The following is a 19,127-nucleotide window of genomic DNA, read 5'->3' as shown; positions in this document are numbered from 1 at the left end:
TTGCGTCGTCATGGCCGCCAGGTGGGCAGCGAAGAGAACAACCGGGTGAACAATGTTGCGTTCAGCGCGCCGCCGTGTACATAGGTCTGAAGCGGGGCCCCGTCGGCCTGGTTGGTCCACCAATAGCTGGTATGAGAGCTCGGATTGAAGCAGAAGGGCAGGTCGGGCCAGGCGGCCAGCCCGCGCGCCGCCAGCGGCGCGGCGCCCGGGCCGGTACCGGCATTCAGGATGTCCATGATGTCCTTGCCGGCGGACGAGGCGCGGTCGGGCACGGCGCGGGGCAGCGGCACGTAGCGCAGCGCCCGGTCGAAGACCTCCGGCGTGCAGCCGTGCCGGACCGCTCCCAGCACATTGATGCCGATCTCGCGGTAGTACTCGCCGGCGTCTTCCAGCAGGCCGCCGTGGTATTCGTCGGCGCGCAGGGGCAGCGCCACGCAGACGGGATAGCCGCGCCCGACCCGGTCGCGGCTGGGCGCGATGCAGCCCAGCTGCGCGACACCGGCGCCCAGGCCCGCCGGGATGGCGAAGTTCCAGATTGGCGCGGCCGCGAAGCCGCGCGCCGTATGCGGGTCGAGCGCCTGTTTCAGGCCCGCGACGCCGTGCTGCAGCCAGCGGTCCCACCAGGCGATCAGCTCGCGCGGCAGCCGCCGGTGCACGAAGTCCCCGGAGGCGGGGATCTTTCCATACCAGCCCAGCCGCGTCCCGCCTTCCGGCGGCGCCGCCTGCCCGCCCCCTGCCCACGCCGGCGTCCTGCCGCCCGGTCCCGCCGGCCGCATGTCATCCCAGGTGTCCATCGCGCGGCTTCCGATTCGTTTCTCCATGCCGGGATCCGTCCGTGTCGCGCCGCGTTCAGCCGCGCCCAGGGCATGCATAGCCCTGCATCTCGGCCAGGCGGAATGGACTCTTCACGCTGCTCGCCGTGATCTCCAGCACCACCTTGCGGCCGCCGAAGTCGAAAGTCGCCACGGTGGTTTCCGGCGATGTGCCCGGCGCCAGCGCGGCCTTGTCCAGCATGCGGTTCAGGGCCCACGGCCCGGACGTGCTCATGCCGGCGGTGCCGACCTGGGGCGTGAGTTCGATGCTGACCTGGTTGGAGCCGCGCGGGCCGGGCCACTGCACGGTCGCGGCCACCTGGGGGCCGTGGGCATAGCGGATGGCCTGGCCGTCCACGTCCATCAGGAACTGGGTGATGCCGGCGTCCATTTCCAGTGGCCGGATGGACACGCGATAGGACGGCATGGGGTTGCCCGCCGTGAAATAGACATCGCGGATGATGCCGGCCTTCTGGAAGGCATCCAGGTAGCCGGAAGGCGGCGCCGGCTTGCCGTCTATGCCGGGCTTGAAGCGCCAGCGCGGCCCCGACACGTCGATCTGGCTGACCAGGTTTTTCTGGAAGAAGTCGTCCATCATGCCGTTGGGCGCGAACAGGCGCGCCATGTCGTTGGGCGCGACATCGCGATTGGATTGCGGCGCGAAGGGATAGCGGCCGGCGATGGATTGCCGGCAGAACAGGCCGATGGTGGCCGCGACGGTTTCGCCCATGCGCTCGCGCGCGACGCCCGACACCTGGCCGGAGGCGTTCACCGACAGTGTGTTGAGCAGATCGCGCACCGGTTCGGGCATGCGGCCGGCCTCGGCCTGCAGCTTGGTCACCACGTCCGACCCCGGCGCCGGACTGGCGCTGCGCAACGCCGCGTCGGCCGCGGTCAGGTAGGTATAGAGCTCGTCGATCAGGCCCGTGGTGGCCGCGATGGGGGGCGGGCTGCCGGCGCCCGCGCCCTGGGTCAGGCGGCGATAGGGTTCGAAATGCTTGTCGACGATCAATTCCAGCTTGTCGTCGCTGGCGTCCGCGCGGGTGGCGGCGCCCGGGCCGGTCGGGCCGAACATCTGCTCCAGCGCGTCGCGCGTGCTGCTGACGCGGTCGCGGGCCTGGTCCATCAGCGAGCGCGCGTCGCCGCCGGCGTCGCGCAGCAGGGTGGTCTCGCGGGCCACGCCGCGCACCAGCTGCGCCAGCGGCGAATCGGGCGCCGACAGCGTGCGCGCCATCTGGATATTGGCCAGCAGCGAGGTACTGGGCGCCAGCTGCAGGTCGTTCAGGTAGGCATCCCAGCGTGCGACGTAGTCGTTCAGGTACAGGCGCTTGATGTCGACGATCAGCTGGCGCCGCGCGGCCTCGTCCAGCAGGCCGGGCGGCGGAATGTCCAGCACCCAGGCGTCGTCGCCGCGCAGGACCTCGGCGACGCGGTCCACGCGTTTATTGAAAACGTCCCAGTAGCCGCGATAGCTGTACAGCGCCGGAATGCCGTCGGTCAGCGGCTTGCCGCTTTTGCGTACGAAGACCGATGTGGCCGCCGGCCCGCCCAGCGTCACGGCGGTGTTGTCGGGTGCGTCCTCGCCGTTGGCCAGCATGCGCCGCAGGCGGCTGTAGGCGCGCTGCGCGAGCGTATAGCGCGCCAGGCGCTCGCGCGCGGCGCGCACCAGCTGGTCGTCCCGCGGAAAGGGCGAGGACAGCACGCGGTCGCGCACCAGGTTGCGCAGGTGCAGGGAGAGCTGGTCGTACTGGCGCCGCGTGTAGCCCTCCGGCAGCGTCTTCTGCATGTCGGACAGCAGCCAGGCGTGCATGAACTCGGCGTCGTAGCGGTCGGCCTCGTACAGCATCAGGTAGGCGCGCAGCGCCTCGTAAGAGAACTCCAGGTCGTCCGCGGGGGCCTTGCGCAGGGCGGTCTCGACGCGGCGCGCCACCTGCGGCAACAGGGTCTGTTCCAGCGTGCCGCGGTAGACGCCCAGCGCCGCGGACGCCATTTTGCGGCCCTGGTACAGGCCGAAGGTGTAGTCCAGCGGCGGCGCGTCCACCTCGAAATCGGCATCGCGCGGCAGGTACCACAGGCTGTCCAGGAAAGGCATCAGGCCCAGTACGTCGCCGGCCTGCGTGATCTTCAGCTCGCGTCCCAGCTTGTCCACCGTGGGCACGCGGCGGGCCACTTCCTGTACATAGGCGGCATTGTTGCGGTAGCTGAGCGCCCAGCCCGCCACCAGGGCCAGGAACAGCGCCGTGATGACGCCATAGCCGGTCCAGTGCAGGCGCCGGTAGCGGCGTTCCCAGCGCAGGTTGCGGCCGGCCAGCCCCGCCTCGCGGAAGATCACATCCTGCAGCAGGTTCTTCAGGAAATAGCTGCGCCCCTCGCCCTCGGCGGGCGGTTCGGCCGCAGTGCCGCCGGTATCGATGCGCAGATAGCGCTTCAGGTGGCCGGTGACCTGGTCGAAGGTGGCCGCGCCGCCCTGCGTGCCGCTGGTGAAATACACCCCGCGCGGGAGCAGTCGCGCCTCGTACTTGGAGCTGGCGAAGACATCGCTCAGGAAGTGGCCCAGCACCGCCTGCAGGCCGGCGAACTGCTGCGGCAGCATATACGCCAGCGCCCGCCGCGCGGCGTCGGTTTCCGCGGCCAGCACTTCCGGCAGGGCGTCGTCCAGCCGCCGCTGGAGCAGGCGGTATTCGGCATGGAAGGCTTCGTACAGGTCGAAGTCCGGTTCCTGCGTGCGGGCATAGGGCAGGGTAAAGCCCCAGACCTGCGACAGGTCATCGCGGCTGAAGGAAGCAAAGTATTCCTCGAAGCCGGACAGCAGGTCGGTCTTGGTGACCAGGACATACACCGGGAACTGGATGCCCAGCTGCTCGCGCAGCTCCTGCAGGCGGCGGCGCAGCACCGCGGCGTGCTGGGCGCGCTCGGAGTCGGATGCGCCCAGCAGGTCTTCCACGCTGATGGTCAGCATGGCGCCGTTGATGGGCTGGCGGCCGCGGTACCGGGACAGCAGGCCCAGGAAGCCCTTCCATTCGTCCTCGTCGCCCGTGGGATCGCTTTCATGCGTGGTGTAGCGGCCCGCGGTGTCCAGCAGCACGGCGTCGTCGGTAAACCACCAGTCGCAGTTGCGCGTGCCGCCCACCCCGCGTAGCGCCACCTTGCCGAAGCGGTCGGCCAGGGGGAAGTTCAGGCCGGAGTTCACCAGCGCGGTGGTCTTGCCGGCGCCGGGCGCGCCGATGATGACGTACCAGGGCAGCTGGTAAAGATACTGTTTGGAATACCGGTGCAGGCTGAAGCGGCCCCCTTCCTGGAAGCGGGTCTTGCGCAGCAGCTCGACGGCTTCGTCGAAGCGTTCCTCCAGCTGGCGCATCTGGCCGTTGTCCACCGGCCGGGCCGCAGGCGCTTCCTTGGCCGGCTTGCGGATCTGCCCCAGCAATTGGGCGTTGAGCCGGCCCTCGCGCCATTTGCGCCAGAGCAGCCGCAGCAGCCAGATGCCGAACAGCGCGGCGATGACGGCGATGCGCACCGTTTCGCTTTCCAGGGGGCGGGTGGCGCCGATGGCCAGCAGCGGCCCGACGATCCATACCAGGATGGACAGCGCCACGATGCCCAGGAAGTTCCACAGGCCCCGGCTGAACAGGAAACCGAAGAAGCGATAGAACAGCGAGGCGATCATGGCTGCGCGCCCTCCAGCGTGGTTTCGCGCGGCACGGGCGGAATCATCAGCGTGATCTCCACGCGGCGGTTCAGCGCGCGGCCGGCGGGCGTGTCGTTGGGCGCCATGGGATCGGCGTCGCCGCGGCCTTCGGCGCGCACGCGGCCGGGCTGGCCCAGGCGCTGTTCCAGGATGGCCTTGACCGTGTCGGCGCGCGCCTGCGACAAATGCCAGTTGGACGGATAGCGCGCGCTGCGCATCGGCACATTGTCGGTGTAGCCGCGCACCAGGATCACGCCCTGGGTCTCGCGCAGCGCGTCGGCCACCCGCGAGAGCACGGTCATATAAGGCCCGCGCACCTCGGCCGCGCCCGATTCGAAGGCGCCGTCGCCGCGCAGCACCACCACGCTGCGGTCGACCTGGTCCTGCACGGTGACCAGGCCGTCGCGGATCTCCGGCGCCAGGAATACCGCCAGCCGCGGGGCCGGCGCGGGGCGCGGGCGAGGCGGCGCGGCGATCTGCACGGTGGGCGCCTTCAGCGCGTTGATGGCGGCGAACACCTGGTCCGATTGCCCGCCCAGGCGCCAGCCCAGCAGCAGGTAAAGCAGCAGGGCCAGCGCGGCCGCCAGCGCGCCATAGGCCCACAGGGGCACGGGCAGGCGGCGCAACTGGGCCTGGGCGGGCGCGTCGCGCCAGTGCGGCGAGAGCTCGCGCGCGACCTCGCCGCGCGCCGCGCGCAGGATGCGCAGCAGGCGCTGGCGCAGCGTTTCCAGCTGCGAGCGGCCGTTGTCGATCACGCGGTAGCGGCCCTCGAAGCCCAGCAGCAGGCAGTAATAGAGCAGCTCCAGCAGGTCCAGGTGCTGGCTGGGATTCTGGGACAGCCGGCTCAGCAGCTGGAAGAACTTCTCGCCGCCCCAGGTTTCGTTGTGGAAGGTCACCAGCAGGCTGTGCGCGGACCATACGCCGTTGCCGCCCCAGGGCGTCAGCGCGGCGGCCTCGTCCAGCGCGGTGCACAGGCAGTAGCGCGCGCCCAGGATGGTTTCGTTCGGAATCCCGGCCTGTTGCGCGCGCAGTTCGAATTGCCGCACTTCATCCAGCAGGTGTTCGCGCAGCAGCGCCGGCGAAGGATGGCTGGCGGTGGCGCGGATCTGCGGAATCAGGTCCAGCAGGGGATTGGCCGCCGCCACCAGCGGATTGGACCCGCTGATGACGTACTCGTGCGGACGCAGGCGGCTGGTGGCCGTCGCGTCCGCGTCGCCGAAGCCGCCCAGCGGCGGCAGGGCGCTGTCCGATGCATGCATTGCCTTTGTCTCCCAGGGCCGGCGCTCAATCGCGCAAGGCCCAGAATTCCATCGCCAGGCCGGGGAATTCGCCGGCCAGGTGCAGGGCCAGCGCGCCGGTGCGCTCCAGCTGCTTCCAGAAGTCGCCGTTCTTGTCCAACTCGAAATACACGTGGCCGGCGCTGTACGGAATCTGCCGCGGCGCCACCGGCAGCGCGCGCACGCCTACGCCGGGCAGCTGCAGGTGCACCAGGTCGCGGATTTTTTCCACGGGGCCGATCTTGACCTGCGCCGGAAAGCGCGTGCGCACCGTGTCCGAGGGCATGTCGGCGCGCACGGCCAGCACGAAGCCGGCGCTGCGCAGCAGCTCCAGGTCGGGTACCTGCGCGACGCGCACGCCCTGGCCGCGGTCGTCCAGCGGTATCCGCAGGGCCCGCTGTTCCAGCACCGCCGACAGCGAGCGCCGCAGTTCGTCCATCAGCGGCGCGAAGGTCGACGCCAGGTCATCGTGCGCATACGTGGGCAGGACCTGCGGCCGGCGCATCGGCGAGGTATACGTCGCCAGGTCGCAGGCCAGCATCAGCGCGTCGTGGAACAGGCGCTCGGGATGCAGGCCTTCCGTCTGCCCGGCGTGCCATAGCGCGCCCACGTAGCGGTTGACCGTCTCCAGCAGCATGAAGTCGGAGACCTCGGCCACGCCGCCGCGCCCGGGGCCCGAGAGCCGCTGGGCCAGGGCTGCGCCGCGCGCGTCCAGCAATCCATGGAGTTCCTGTACGTAGCCGCGCAGCACGGGATGCGCGCCGCAGGCCAGCCAGGGCGCGATATAGCGGTCGTCCAGCACGATGCGGTTGTCCGCCCGGCGCTCGGCCACGCGGGCCACGCTCAGGCCCACCCATTCGTCGCCCAGCTCGCTTTCCAGCATCAGGCGCAGCCGCAGCCTGCCCACCTGCACCAGCGCGGGCTCCAGCCCTTGCGTGCCGCTGTCCTCGATCTCGGTCTCGTCGACCAGGTAGCGCGCCAGGGTGGCTTCCTCGTCTTCATAGGCGATGTCGCCCGCGCCGGCGCGCACGCGCGGCAGCGCCAGCATCACGCGCGCGCCGCTGGTGCCGGGCGGCACATCCAGCGCCGGCGGCGCATCGCCGGCCTGCCAGAACTCGAAGGGCGTGCCGTCGGGCAGGACCCCGCGCGCCTCGGCCAGGGCGATCTTGCCCAGCGCCAGCGCGTCGCGGTCCAGGGCCAGATGGGTGTAGCCCCAGAAGAAGGCCTGCGCCGCGGCGGCGCGCTGCTGTATGGCATGTTCGAGATAGCGCTCGAACTGCTGGAAGTGCTGGGGACGCAGGAACATCCCCTCGGACCAGATGACTTTATTCCGCTGTGCCATGGCGTCGATTCAGGATTTCTCGTTGTGCGGGGTTCGCGGGGACCGGCTTCAGAACGGCCACCACGACCGGCCGCGGTCGGTTTCCGACAGGCCCTCGGCGCCCACCGCGATCCGGATCTTTTCCTCGTTGGGGGAGAACTGCCATACCTTGTAGATATTGGTGTTCTGCGCCTCGGGCAGCGGCACGACCAGGCGCCATCGGCTGTTTTCCAGGTCGCGATAGCCGGCGACGATGCCGACCGCGCGCGCCTCGGGATTGCCGGGCCGCTCCAGCGTCCGCGTTTCGCCGGGCTTGACGATGACCTGGTCGCTGTTGAGCAGGTCCTTGCCCAACGCCGCCTGCGGGTCGGCCTGCAGCGCGTAGTAGTCACGCGATTGGAAGGTGCCCGGCGACTTCAGTTCGTAGACGGTGACCTGGATGGGCGAGGGGCGCCGGTTGGTGTCCGGATTCACCCGCGGGTCGGCCGACAGCACGATGGCATAGGGAATGGGCACTTGCCTGGCGGTGGAGGAACAGCCGGCCAGCACGGCGGCGCCGGCCAGCGATGCCGCCGCCGGCGCGAACAGGAAGGCGCGTCGTGTCGTCATGCCGAGCCGCTCCGCGCCGCTTGCCGCGCATGCTCGAAGACCGGTCCCCACATGGGATGCCCCGATTCGTTGGCGGGCAGCCGGAAGGACGGTTCGATCCGCAGGATGCGCAGGAAGCCGTCCTCGCAGAGCCGCGTGTAGCGGGTCAGGCAATAGCTGTAGGCCTGCAGTTTCAAGGCTTCCACGCGCGTGTCGTCGGGCGCCGCCGCCAGCGTTTCGGACGTGGCGACGGTACGGATCACCGCGCCGTAGTCTCCGGCCATGTATTGGTCGCGCACCGTTTGCAAGGCCTGCCGGGCCGCGGGGCTGGTCGTCGCGCAGCCGGATGCCGCCAGGGCGAGGAAGCCCCAGGCCAATGCGTGCCGCAACCGCGATCCGGAAGGCCTGGCCATCGGGATACGCGCCATCGAAGCGGCGGCCGCCGTGCCGGCTCGTGCGGGGCGCGCCGGCGCGCGGGAAGCCGAAAGTCGCGAAGTCATAGAGGGTTCCTGGCGGTTCATCATGCGTACTCGTAGCGAAACTCGCCGTCCGCGGCGTCCAGGGCGATGCGGCGGACGCCGCGCTCCTGCGCGGAGGCGGTCAACAGTGCCTGGCTGATGCGCGGCAGCACGGTATGGGTCAGGATCGCGTCCACCATGCGGGCGCCGGATTCGACTTCGGTGCAGCGCTGCGCGACCAGCGCGGCGGCGGCGGGCGCGACCTCCAGCGCGATGCCGTGGTTCTGGCGCAGGCGTTCGCGGATGCGGTCGAACTGCAGCCGCACCACGCCGGCCAGCATGTCGTCGCTCAGGGGCAGGTAGGGCACGACGGCCAGGCGGCCCAGCAGCGCCGCCGGGAATACGCGCAGCAGCGGTTCGCGCAGGGCCGACGCCAGGCCCTCGGCATCGGGCGCCAGGGCGGGATCGCGGCACAGGCGCGCGATCAGGTCCGCGCCGACATTGGAGGTCAACAGGATGATGGTGTTGCGGAAGTCGATGTGGCGGCCCTCGCCGTCCTCCATCCAGCCCTTGTCGAAGACCTGGAAGAAGATCTCGTGCACGTCGGCGTGGGCTTTTTCGATCTCGTCCAGCAGCACCACGCTGTAGGGCCGCCGCCGCACGGCTTCGGTCAGCACGCCGCCTTCGCCGTAGCCGACATAGCCGGGCGGCGCCCCCTTCAGCGTCGAGACCGTGTGCGGCTCCTGGAACTCGCTCATGTTGATGGAGATCAGGTTCTGCTCGCCGCCGTAGAGCGCCTCGGCCAGGGCCAGCGCCGTTTCCGTCTTGCCGACGCCGCTGGGGCCGCACAGCAGGAAAACGCCCACCGGCTTGTGCGGATCGGTGAGCCGCGCGCGTGAAGTCTGCACGCGCCGCGCCACGGCCTCCAGCGCGTGGCGCTGGCCGATGACCCGGCGTTCCAGCGTGGTGGCCAGGTCCAGCACGGAGCGGGCTTCATCGCGCATCATGCGGCCCACGGGGATGCCCGTCCAATCGGCCACCACGGCCGCCACGGCGGCGGCGTTGACGGCCGGGTGCACCATGGGCGTTTCGCCCTGTACCCGCGCCAGCTCGCGCTGCGTGCGGCCCAGCTGGTCGCGCAGGTCCGCCGCCTGCGTGGCGGCGGTCGCGCTGTCTTCCAGCTGCTCGCGCAGCGCCAGCACGCGCGCGCCCAGGCTGCGTTCCTCTTCCCAGCGCGCGGCCAGCGCGGCTTCTTGCGCACGGGCGTCGTCCAGCTGGCCGTCCAGCGCGAGCCCGCGCGCGTCGCCGTCCAGGCCCAATTGCGCCTCGCGGCCGGCGATGTCGCGTTCGGTTTCCAGCGCCTGGATGCGGCGGCGCGCGTCCTCCAGCGCCGGCGGCACGGCATGCTGGCTGACCGCGACGCGTGCGCAGGCCGTATCCAGCAGCGCCACGGCCTTGTCCGGCAGCTGCCGCGCGGGGATGTAGCGGTGCGACAGCGCCACCGCCGCGACCATGGCTTCGTCCAGCAGCAGCACGCGGTGATGGCGCTGCAGCGTGTCGGCCAGGGCGCGCAGCATGCCCAGGGCGCGCGCCTCGTCGGGTTCGTGCACCTGCACGACCTGGAAGCGGCGCGTCAGCGCGGGGTCTTTCTCGATGTATTTCTTGTATTCCGACCAGGTGGTCGCGCCGATGGTGCGCAACTGCCCGCGCGCCAGCGCGGGCTTGAGCAGGTTGGCCGCGTCCCCCGTGCCCGCGGCGCCGCCCGCGCCGATCAGGGTATGGATCTCGTCGATGAACAGGACGATGGGCTTCTCGCTGGCCTGCACGTCGTCGATGAGGGCGCGCAGGCGTTGCTCGAACTCGCCCTTGACCCCGGCGCCGGCCTGCAATAGGCCCAGGTCCAGCAGGTATAGCGACACGTGGCGCAGGGCCGGCGGCACGTCCCCGGCGGCCAGGCGCAGGGCCAGTCCTTCCACCACCGCGGTCTTGCCCACGCCGGCCTCGCCGGCCAGCAGCGGGTTGTTCTGCCGCCGGCGCATCAGGATGTCGACGATCTGGCGGATTTCCGCCTCGCGTCCCGAGACGGGATCGATTTCGCCCGCGGCGGCGCGGGCCGTCAGGTCGACGGCATAGCGCGCCAGGGCCTGGCCGCGCCCGCCCGGCATCGTGCCGGAAGGCGCGCCGCCGGACCCCGCGTCATGGCCGCCTGACGCGGCGGGCAGGTCCGCCGCGTCCTCCGGCGAGCCGGCGACGATGGCGGGCAGGTTCTCCAGCAGCACGTCCGGCACGATGCGCGCGAACTGGCCCGACATGCCCAGCAGCACGTTGCGCAAGGCATAGGTCTTGACCAGCGCCAGCACCAGGTGGCCGCCGCGTATGCGCGCGCGGCCATAGCGCAGCGAGGCCAGGATCCAGGCGCGTTCCACGGAATGGTCGATATGTTCGGAAAGGTCGGATACCGAGCCCGCGCCGCGTGGCAGCTGTTCCAGCGCGCCGGCCAGGTCGGCCTGCAGCCGTCCGGCGTCCAGCTCGAAATGCCGGGCGATGCGCTGCAGGTCGCCATCCGCGTGCCGCAGCAGATGGTGGATCCAGTGGACCAGCTCCACATAGGGATTGCCGCGCAGTTTGCAGAACGCGGTCGCCCCCTCCAGTGCCTGGTAAAGCAGGGGATCGAGCTTGCCGAAGAGATCGATGCGGCCGATGTCGGACATGGGTGCCTTGGGTGGATCGGTGAATCAATCGGGCGCGGCGCACTCGAAGCTGAGCGTGACCGGGCGATCGCCGGCCAGCGTGGCATCCGCCGCCAGCGGCAGCGTGCGCGGCGTTGCGCCTGTCGCTGCCTCCGTCGTGGCGCCGGCGCGCGTGTTCAGCCTGCCTTGCAGCAGCAGGCCGCGCGCGCCGCCGTCCAGCAGGACCCGGGCGGTGTAGCCGACGATGGCGGATTTGCAGCCGCATGCGCCGACCGGTTTGCGCGTGTCCAGCGTCAGGGCCTGCAGCAGTACGCCACGGTCGATGGTGCGCGTGCCCAGCTGCACGGCCATGCAGGCTTGCAGCGGGTTGTCCACGGTGACGGCGCCCGCCGCGCGCGCCGGCGTGGCGGCCAGGGCCGTGGCGGCCGCGCCCGCCGCGCAGGCGAGCATCCCGGCGATGCGTGGCAGGGAGTTATGGCGCGGCACGGGTGCCTCCGTAGGTGGATCGGCCGGCCACGTACCGCACCAGCAGGATCATGGAATCGCGATGGCTGCCGCGCGAGTAGGTGCGCAGCAGCGGAAAAATGCGGCCTTCCACTTCGATGCAGCCGTGGCTGTAGCCCTTGATCGAATCGTGCAGGTAGAAGCCGCCGCGCGCCGGCGTGCAGCGATGGCGGGTGGCCTCGTCGGCGGGCTCCATGCGCGCGCGGTTCCAGCCCCAGTTGGCCCAATAGGGCTCGCATTCGCCGGCCGCGGTGCCGCGCGGTATGGACTGCATGCCCCAGGCCGGCTTCAGCGCGCAGGCATGGCGGCCGTCGTCCTGCGCCGGCCCCCGGTCGGCCAGCATGATCTTGTAGTAGCCCGGCGGGATGGGACCGCTATCGCCGGCGCAGTACCGGTCGGGCATCTGGTGCCCCGGCAAGCCGCTGCTGGCGCGGAATTTGCCGTGTCCCGGCCAGTCCAGCACCTGGCCGTCGTAGAACATGTCGTGCCTCACTGCGGGATCTCCTCGGTGGATAGGTGGGCGGAAATCGCCGGCTCCCCGCCGCGGCGCCCCCGGCTAAGGCGCCCCCGGCTCTCATAATCGAGCAGGAGGTCGCCGGCGTGGCCCTGCGCCGGGCGGCGGCGGCCCAGCCAGGACGACAGGCCCAGCGGCTGGTCCTGCCCCAGCCGCACGCCGTCTACGTCCTGCGCGCGCAGGATGGGCCGTGCGTCCCAGGCGAACTCGACGCCGATGTAGTGCCGCACCCAGTGCATCAGCTGGCGTCCGCGCGGTCCGCCGGGCAGGAAGGCGCGGTAGGTGGCGAGATCCAGCGGGCCGATCTCGATGCGGAATTTGTGCTGGGCGTCGCGCACCGCCGCGCCCAGGACGGTGTCGCGTCCCAGGCCCATGGCGCCGCCCAGGGCCATGCGCTGCGCGGGGTCCAGGCGTATCCATTGCGGCACGAACTCCCGGATGCGCACGGGCACCTGGAAGAAGGCCTGCAGGATGTGCTTGATGCCTTCCGGGTTGCGGGTCTGCCGCAGCAGATGCCCCGCCATGTAGTACTTGGCGTGGTCCATGACGGCGTCGCGCCCGCGCATGGACGGCTGCCCCATGTGCAGCAGGCTGGCCACGTAGCCCGTGAAGCGTTCCTCGCCGCGATCCAGGCTGACCGTGCTCTGGGCGTCGGCCCAGGCGCGGTAGAACAGCAGGATCAGCCGGTGATGGAAGATGTCGGCGAAGGCGGCCAGCGTGCCGTCGCGGTAATGGTGCATGCGCTCGCGCGCGTGTTCGGTCAGGTGCAGCGGCAGGGGGCCATTGGGGCCGAACAGCCCGAAGCTGTAGATGGACAGCTCGGGCGGCCGGCCGTCGCGGGCGCCGCGCGCCGCCGCCAGCGTCGATGGCGCGAAGGCCATGGACGGTTCCTGGCGCAGCCGCACGGGCTCGTTGCGCGGCAGGCTGTCGCGGCCCAGCGGCGACCGGTTGCCGGCCCGCGCGTCTATCCACCGCAAGGTGTTGAACAGATCGTGCGACCAGGGGGCGGCCTCCAGCCGGCGCCAGAATTCGCCGGGCAGGGCGGGGCCGCCGGCCTTATCCCATGTGGATCTGCTTGGCATCGACCTTCACCAGTTCGCCGCCCGTGACCAGGGTATAGCTGGCATGCACGCGCGCGGCCTGTTCGGCCTGGTAATCCAGCGTGCCGGCGCGCACCTGCTCGATTTCCTCGACGGTGCGGAAGCTGATGCGGCTCATCAGCGTCATGCGGTCCAGCACGGCCTCGTAGGACTTGCCCACCAGGCGCGTCGTGCCGACGGTGGCCTGCAGTTCGGCGGCCACGTAGCGTATGCGGTCGGCCACGCAGCGCGCGTCGCGGGCGCGCAGCTCCAGTTCGCCGGTATCCACGCGCACCGCGCTGCCGCCGCGCAGATGGATGGCGCGGGCGCTTTGCAGGGCGAGATCGCCGTCGGCCGCTTCCAGCGCGGCGCCGCCCGCCAGCTCCAGCCGCGCGCGGCCCGGATCGGCCTGGGCGATCACCGCGATCAGGTAGACGCGCGCGGCGTCCGGTCCGCTGATCAGCACTTCGTCGCCGACCTCGGGCGCCAGCAGGCAGCTGGCCGCGCGCCGCGCGGTCCAGGGCCGGCCGTCGCAATCGACGCGATAGCGGCCATCGTCCCCGCGCGCGACGACGCGCCCCAGCAGGTGGACGGGATCGTAGGCCGGATAGCGGCGCGCGGCGGCGGTGTTCATGGCGGGCTCCTCTTGTCTTTCCAGGGTGGGCTATACGGCGGGCCGGGTGCCCATGCGCGGCTTCCATCTGGCAATCTCGCCGCGCTGCAGGGTGGACAGGACCAGTTCCGACATCATGTTGATCGATACGTGGCGGGCGAAGAATTTCTCCAGCACCGCGCCGAACAGATAGGGGCTGATGCCGGAGAACGCGCCTTCGTCCACGTCCAGGCCGATGCGCACGCCGCGGCCGTACAGGAAGGGGCCCGGCGCCGGCAGGCGGTGATGCATGGGTTCGACGCGTACATGGCGCACGCCGGCGATGTGCTTGCGCACCGCCGGGTCCGCCAGGTTGCCGTACAGGGTCAGCATCTCGCGCAGCGTCTGCGCGCCGGCCTCTTCGTTCAGGTCCATCAGGCTCAGGTAGTTCAGGCCCAGATGGCTGATCAGGTGCCAGGCGGCGGCGTCCTCGGCCAGCGCCGGATGCGGGCGCGTCGGCCCATGCAGCACCTTGATGGCGGCGACGGGCGCGGAAACGCGCAGGGTCAGGTCGGTCTGCGTGCCCAGCGGCAGCAGCACCGCCAGGTCGCGGTTGGTGCACAGCGTGTCCAGGGTCAGGTGCCGCAGCTGCCCGGAAAAAGGCGCTTCGTGGCGGTCGACCAGGGACAGGTAGACCTCGCTGCCGGTATAGCCGGTGCGCGTGCCGTTGCGTCGCGCGGCCTCGGAGACCAGCCGCGGTTCGCGACGCATCGAATAGTAGGCGCCATAGTCGTCGGGATCGCTGAACACGGAGCCGTAGAACGGCCGGAACTCCTGTTCGGGGCGGTCCGCCGCCGCATGGCCGGTGACGCGCGTCACGCCGTAGACCTCGTAGTCCAGCGGGCGCGTGCGGTCCACCACCACGTGGTATTCCGAGGTGCGGGCCGTGACGGCGATGCGGTCGGCGCGCTTGGGAAACAGATTGATCGCCGGCACGCAGTGCAGCGGCAGGTTGTCCGCGCCGATGGCGCCTTCCAGCTCGGGCGCCGCCGTTGAAAACAGCAAGGTCAGCTCGAAGGCGCGCGTCTCGCGCGGCTTGCCGGACGATGCGGCCGCGCCGGTGCGCAGTCCCTGTTTCAAGCCGTTGACACTGAAGAACAGGTAGCGGCGCGGGAAGGCGAAGTATTCCTGCAGCAGGCGATAGCCCTGGAAGACCCGCGCATCGGCGGGCAGCAGCGCCTGCTCGTCGTCGAAGCCTTCGTGGCGCACCGCGCCGGCCGGCATGCGGTTGATCCAGGCGACGGGTCTGGCGCTGTCGTGCCCCAGCACCGCCACCGTATGGCCCATCGCCACTTCCAGCAGGCGCTGCATCTGCAGGTCCTGGCCGTTCAGGTAGAACACCAGCTGGTCCAGGTCCAGGTCCTCCAGCCGCAGGCCGCCGCATACTTCGATGCGGATACGCAGCGCGCTCAGCACGCGCGCGCCGCGGCCGGCCAGGCCCAGGCGGGCCAGCGGCAGGTCGGGCGGCGGCGGACCGAAGGCGGCCTCCACCACGCGCAAAGGCCACAGCTTCAGCGCGTGGCCGGTCATGAATTCGGCCGGCGTCTGTTCGCCGCGTGGCACTTTGCCGCGCAGCAAGGTGCCACGCGGCAGGTCGAAGCCCCGGGCCAGCGTGCCCTCGTTCATGCTGGGCTCGAAGCGCACCACGGCCATGGCCGGCGTGGGCGCCAGGTAGTTGGGATAGACGACCTCCAGCAGGCGCTGCGTGAAGCGCGGGAACTCGGCATCCATCTTCATGTGGATGCGCGCGGTCAGGAAGCTGAAGCCTTCCAGCAGGCGCTCCACATAGGGGTCCGCCACCTCGGTGGCGTGCATGCCCAGGCGGCCGGCCACCTTGGGATAGTGCTGGGCGAACTCCGCGCCCATCTCGCGCATATAGACCAGTTCGCGGTTGTAGTAGTCCAGCAGGCGCGCGTCCATCAATAGCCTCCCAGGTCGCGCAGGTCCATGTGGCCGCTTTCCAGGTCGATGTCGGTGCGGAACAGGAATTCCAGCGGATGCGGCACGCACCACAGCATGCCCTTGATTTCCAGGCTGAGGACGTTGTGGTGCTCCAGCGTGCCGGTGTCGGTCACGCAGCGGACCTCCACCGAGGAATCCAGGATGCGCGGCTCGAAGGCGGCGATGGCGCGGCGGATGGAGTCCTCCACGTCGATCCAGTCGATGTCCGACATGCGTTTGCCCGCCAGGGCGCGCACGCCGTAATTCACCACGGATCCCGCCACGCGGCGCCAGGGCCCGAGATCGTCGGTGGTTTCCAGGCTGACGGTGTTCAGCAGCCAGCGCAGATCGCGCAGCACGACCTCGCGCAACCGGGCGTGCGTCAGCATCGTTGCCTCGCGCGCTTCCTCGCGCTTGCCCGGTTCGTCGTCCATCAGGCGGTCCAGCAGCGAGGGCTGCAGGCGGTCGCGCGCGGCGCGTTCGGCCAGCGGCGGCGCCACGCGGGGCCGCGCGGCATCCAAGGGCGCGGCGCCGCGCGCGGCCGGGGCCCGCGGGCCGGGGTCGCGCAAGGCCAGCGCGCGGGGATCGCTGTGTCCCATCAGGCGCGCTCCAGGCCGCGAATATCCAGCAAGGCGTACTCGCCCCGGTCCGTCAGCCACATCTTCTGCCCGGCGCCGGTATACGCGGGATACGCGCCCTGGCCCGCGTGCAGCGGTTCCCATTGCGTCAGGCGCCCCAATCGCAGCCGTTCGTCCTGATCGCCCATGCGGCGGCCGGCGGGGGCCGGATAGCGGGCCGGGACCAGCGCATGCAGCACGCGTCCATCGGCCAGCGCGATCTCGGCCCGCGCCCAGAGCACATCGCTCAGGCCTTCCGGCGGCAGCAGCCGGATCCCGCGCACATACGGGAAGGGCAGCCACGCGTAGTGTTCGCCGTGGATGAATTCGAAGACCGGGCCCAGGCGGCTGTCGCCGTCGCAGATCCAGTCGAAAGGCCGCGGCGCGCCTTCGCCGGCCAGTTCCAGCGTGCCGGCCTGGGTGTCGGCATCTTCCAGCGCCCGTGCGCGCAGCGCGGCGGCCCGTGCGCCGTCGGCGGGATCGTGGCGCAGGGCTTGCAGCAGCGCGTCCAGCCAGTCCGGCCGCGGGCCGGGCAGGGCGGGCTCGGCCTGGCCGGCCAGGACGGCTTCGCGCCGCCGTTCGGCCGCGATGGCACGGTCGTACATCAGGGCCATGGGCGCGGCCTGGGGGTTCAGCTCCGCGCAGAGCTTGATCTGTTCGGCCGCGCGCTCCCATTCGCCCTGCACGGCCAGCAGCTGGAACAGTTGCGCGCGCAGGTCGGCGTCGCCGGGCTGGCGGCGCACCCCCGCGACGACGGACTCGATGCGCGCGGCCAGGCTGCCGGCATGAAGGGGAGCGGCGGTCAGGGTCATGGGTGTCAGCCCACTTCCTTGTTCTGCTTGATGTCCCAGGCCACCAGGGTCTCGGCGCCCTTGCCGCCCTGGTCGGTCTGCTCCCAGTACTGCTGCTTGACCTTGGCGGCCTGAAAGGCGAAGTTGGCGATGACGCCCGCTTCGGAACCGCCGTCGCCCGAGATCTGCACGGACGACACCAGCACGTCTTCCAGGGTGATCTTGGAATATTCGATCTGCGTGCCGCCGGCCTTGCACATGGAAAGCTGCACCATGTTCAGGTGCTTGCCGCTGGCGCAGTGCTTCATTACCGCCGGCGCCGCCTTGTCGATGCGCGCCACCACGTGCAAGTCGTTGAAGCTGGCCTTGCCCGCGCCCAGGCCGCCGCCGCTGGACATATTGCCGGGCTGGGTCGCGCCCCAGGAAAACGACAGTACGTCGGTCCAGTCCTTGTGGTTGGCATCCTTCGATTCGCCATTGGCGCCATCGATTTTCATGAAAATATCAACAGCCACTTGCTTCTCCTAGGTTCAGATCGCTCAAAGTCCTGCTCGGAAAAAGCCGTGCCGCGAGCTTCCCGCGGGGCCCCCGGGCGCAGGCGGGCCCCGTCGCGGAAATCCTGACGGAATCGGCAATGAAAATGCCCTTGGGACGCACGCCGGCCAAGGGCCGGCCCGCCCTTCAGCCCTCGTTCTGCTTGAGAGAGGGCAACTTGGACACGAGGCGCAGCGACACCGTCAGCCCTTCGAGCTGATAGTGCGGCCGCAGGAAAAACTTGGCGGCGTAATAGCCGGGGTTGTCCTCGACTTCCTGCACCTGGACCTCGGCGGCCGCCAGCGGCTTGCGGGCCTTGGTTTCCTGCGAGGAGTTCACGGGGTCGCCGTCCACGTAATTCATGATCCAGTCGTTCAGCCAGCGCTCCATGTCGTTGCGCTCGCGGAAAGAGCCGATCTTGTCGCGCACGATGCACTTCAGGTAGTGCGCGAAGCGGCAGCAGGCGAACAGATAGGGCAGCCTTGCGGACAGCTTGGCGTTGGCCGCCGCGTCGGCATCGTAATAGTCGTGCGGCTTCTGCAGGGACTGCGCGCCGATGAAGGCGGCGAAATCGCTGTTCTTGCGGTGTACCAGCGGCATGAAGCCGTTCTTGGCCAGTTCGGCTTCGCGGCGGTCGCTGATGGCGATCTCCGTCGGGCATTTCATGTCCACGCCGCCGTCGTCGGTGGGAAAGGTGTGGCAGGGCAGGTTCTCCACCGCGCCGCCCGATTCCACGCCGCGTATGGAGGTGCACCAGCCGTACAGCTTGAAAGAGCGGTTGATGTTGGCCGCCATGGCATAGGCCGAATTGGCCCAGGTATAACGGTCGTGGTTGGAGCCGTCGGTGTCTTCCTCGAAATCGAACTCGTCCACCGGATTGGTGCGCGCACCGTAGGGCAGGCGCGCCAGGAAGCGCGGCATGGCCAGGCCGATGTAGCGCGAGTCCTCGGATTCGCGCAGGCTGCGCCACGCGGCGTACTCGGTGTTGGTGAAGATCTTGGTCAGGTCGCGCGGATTGGCCAGTTCCTGCCAGGTATCCATCTGCATGACGTTGGGCGAGGCGCCCGCGATGAAGGGGCAGTGCGCCGCGGCCGAGATGCGCGCCATCTCGCCCAGCAGCTCGACGTCCGGCGGGCTGTGGTCGAAGTAGTAATCGCCCACCAGGCAGCCTATGGGTTCGCCGCCGAACTGGCCGTATTCTTCCTCGTACACGCGCTTGAAGATGGGGCTCTGGTCCCAGCCCACGCCCTTGTGGCGCTTGAGCGTGCGGCCCAGTTCCTGCTTGGACACGCACATGACCTGGATCTTCAGCAGCTCGTCGGTCTCGGTGTTGGATACCAGGTAGTGCAGCCCGCGCCAGGCGCCTTCGAGCTGCTGGAAGTCGGCGTGGTGCATGACCAGGTTGATCTGCTCGGACATCTTGCGATCGATCTCCGCGATGATGGCCTGGATGGTGCGGTAGGCATCCGACGACAGGCCGATGCCGCTGTTCTGCAGCGCCTGGTGCGCCAGCGTGCGCACGGCATGCTCGACTGCCTCGCGCGCCTGCTCCGTCTTGGGCTTGAACTCCTTTTTCAGCAGGGCGGACAGGTCGTCCGCTTCCAGCGTTTCGCTGGCGGGCTGCGGCGCACGTTGGGCCGTTGCGGTCATGGCGTTCTCCATTG

The 19,127-nt window shown here is 70.1% G+C and carries 16 protein-coding genes; all 16 read right to left on the bottom strand.

The features are described from left to right. Window positions 1–8: 8 nt before the first annotated feature. Entirely contained in the window at window positions 9–776 is a 768-nt protein-coding gene (gene tagF, locus BAU06_RS21730) for a type VI secretion system-associated protein TagF (RefSeq protein WP_082988588.1), read from the bottom strand. Between the two features lie 73 nt (window positions 777–849). Next, the gene (gene tssM / locus BAU06_RS21725; protein WP_156770426.1) at window positions 850–4,464 is read right to left on the bottom strand and encodes a type VI secretion system membrane subunit TssM; all 3,615 of its coding nucleotides are present in this window, start codon (window positions 4,462–4,464) and stop codon (window positions 850–852) included. An 8-nt stretch (window positions 4,465–4,472) separates the two neighbouring features. Further along, window positions 4,473–5,756: a DotU family type VI secretion system protein gene (locus BAU06_RS21720; protein ID WP_066355423.1), complete on the bottom strand. Its 1,284-nt coding sequence runs from the start codon at window positions 5,754–5,756 to the stop codon at window positions 4,473–4,475. 25 nt (window positions 5,757–5,781) lie between these two features. Further along, window positions 5,782–7,116: a type VI secretion system baseplate subunit TssK gene (gene tssK, locus BAU06_RS21715; RefSeq protein WP_066355421.1), complete on the bottom strand. Its 1,335-nt coding sequence runs from the start codon at window positions 7,114–7,116 to the stop codon at window positions 5,782–5,784. 48 nt (window positions 7,117–7,164) lie between these two features. Next, window positions 7,165–7,704, bottom strand: coding sequence for a type VI secretion system lipoprotein TssJ (gene tssJ, locus BAU06_RS21710; RefSeq protein ID WP_066355418.1), 540 nt, complete (start codon window positions 7,702–7,704; stop codon window positions 7,165–7,167). Further along, a complete protein-coding gene (locus BAU06_RS21705) occupies window positions 7,701–8,096 on the bottom strand; it encodes a TssQ family T6SS-associated lipoprotein (protein WP_066355411.1) in 396 nt (131 codons plus the stop codon). Before BAU06_RS21705 ends, tssJ begins: the two co-directional genes overlap by 4 nt. A gap of 107 nt (window positions 8,097–8,203) precedes the next feature. Beyond that, on the bottom strand, window positions 8,204–10,852 hold the full coding sequence (tssH, locus tag BAU06_RS21700) for a type VI secretion system ATPase TssH (RefSeq protein ID WP_066355407.1): 2,649 nt from the start codon (window positions 10,850–10,852) through the stop codon (window positions 8,204–8,206). Window positions 10,853–10,876: 24 nt separating this feature from the next. Then, complete coding sequence (locus BAU06_RS21695) at window positions 10,877–11,317, bottom strand: DUF2195 family protein (protein ID WP_197509354.1); 441 nt, start codon at window positions 11,315–11,317, stop codon at window positions 10,877–10,879. Beyond that, the gene (locus tag BAU06_RS21690) at window positions 11,304–11,828 is read right to left on the bottom strand and encodes a L,D-transpeptidase family protein (protein WP_082993777.1); all 525 of its coding nucleotides are present in this window, start codon (window positions 11,826–11,828) and stop codon (window positions 11,304–11,306) included. Before BAU06_RS21690 ends, BAU06_RS21695 begins: the two co-directional genes overlap by 14 nt. Further along, the gene (gene tssG / locus BAU06_RS21685) at window positions 11,825–12,931 is read right to left on the bottom strand and encodes a type VI secretion system baseplate subunit TssG (RefSeq protein WP_066355399.1); all 1,107 of its coding nucleotides are present in this window, start codon (window positions 12,929–12,931) and stop codon (window positions 11,825–11,827) included. The genes BAU06_RS21690 and tssG overlap by 4 nt, the downstream gene beginning before the upstream one ends. Next, a complete protein-coding gene (locus BAU06_RS21680) occupies window positions 12,906–13,562 on the bottom strand; it encodes a DUF3540 domain-containing protein (RefSeq protein ID WP_066355397.1) in 657 nt (218 codons plus the stop codon). Before BAU06_RS21680 ends, tssG begins: the two co-directional genes overlap by 26 nt. A gap of 30 nt (window positions 13,563–13,592) precedes the next feature. Then, window positions 13,593–15,500: a type VI secretion system baseplate subunit TssF gene (tssF, locus tag BAU06_RS21675; RefSeq protein ID WP_066355395.1), complete on the bottom strand. Its 1,908-nt coding sequence runs from the start codon at window positions 15,498–15,500 to the stop codon at window positions 13,593–13,595. After that, window positions 15,500–16,120, bottom strand: coding sequence for a type VI secretion system baseplate subunit TssE (gene tssE / locus BAU06_RS21670; RefSeq protein ID WP_082993776.1), 621 nt, complete (start codon window positions 16,118–16,120; stop codon window positions 15,500–15,502). Before tssE ends, tssF begins: the two co-directional genes overlap by 1 nt. Next, window positions 16,120–16,950: a type VI secretion system accessory protein TagJ gene (locus tag BAU06_RS21665; protein WP_066355386.1), complete on the bottom strand. Its 831-nt coding sequence runs from the start codon at window positions 16,948–16,950 to the stop codon at window positions 16,120–16,122. The genes tssE and BAU06_RS21665 overlap by 1 nt, the downstream gene beginning before the upstream one ends. Before the next feature lie 5 nt (window positions 16,951–16,955). Beyond that, window positions 16,956–17,444, bottom strand: coding sequence for an Hcp family type VI secretion system effector (locus tag BAU06_RS21660; protein ID WP_066355384.1), 489 nt, complete (start codon window positions 17,442–17,444; stop codon window positions 16,956–16,958). A 166-nt stretch (window positions 17,445–17,610) separates the two neighbouring features. Then, on the bottom strand, window positions 17,611–19,113 hold the full coding sequence (gene tssC / locus BAU06_RS21655; RefSeq protein WP_066355382.1) for a type VI secretion system contractile sheath large subunit: 1,503 nt from the start codon (window positions 19,111–19,113) through the stop codon (window positions 17,611–17,613). Window positions 19,114–19,127: the final 14 nt, after the last annotated feature.

Source organism: Bordetella bronchialis, from assembly GCF_001676705.1.
Taxonomy (GTDB): domain Bacteria; phylum Pseudomonadota; class Gammaproteobacteria; order Burkholderiales; family Burkholderiaceae_B; genus Bordetella_C; species Bordetella_C bronchialis.
This window is presented reverse-complemented; position numbering and strand designations above follow the sequence as displayed.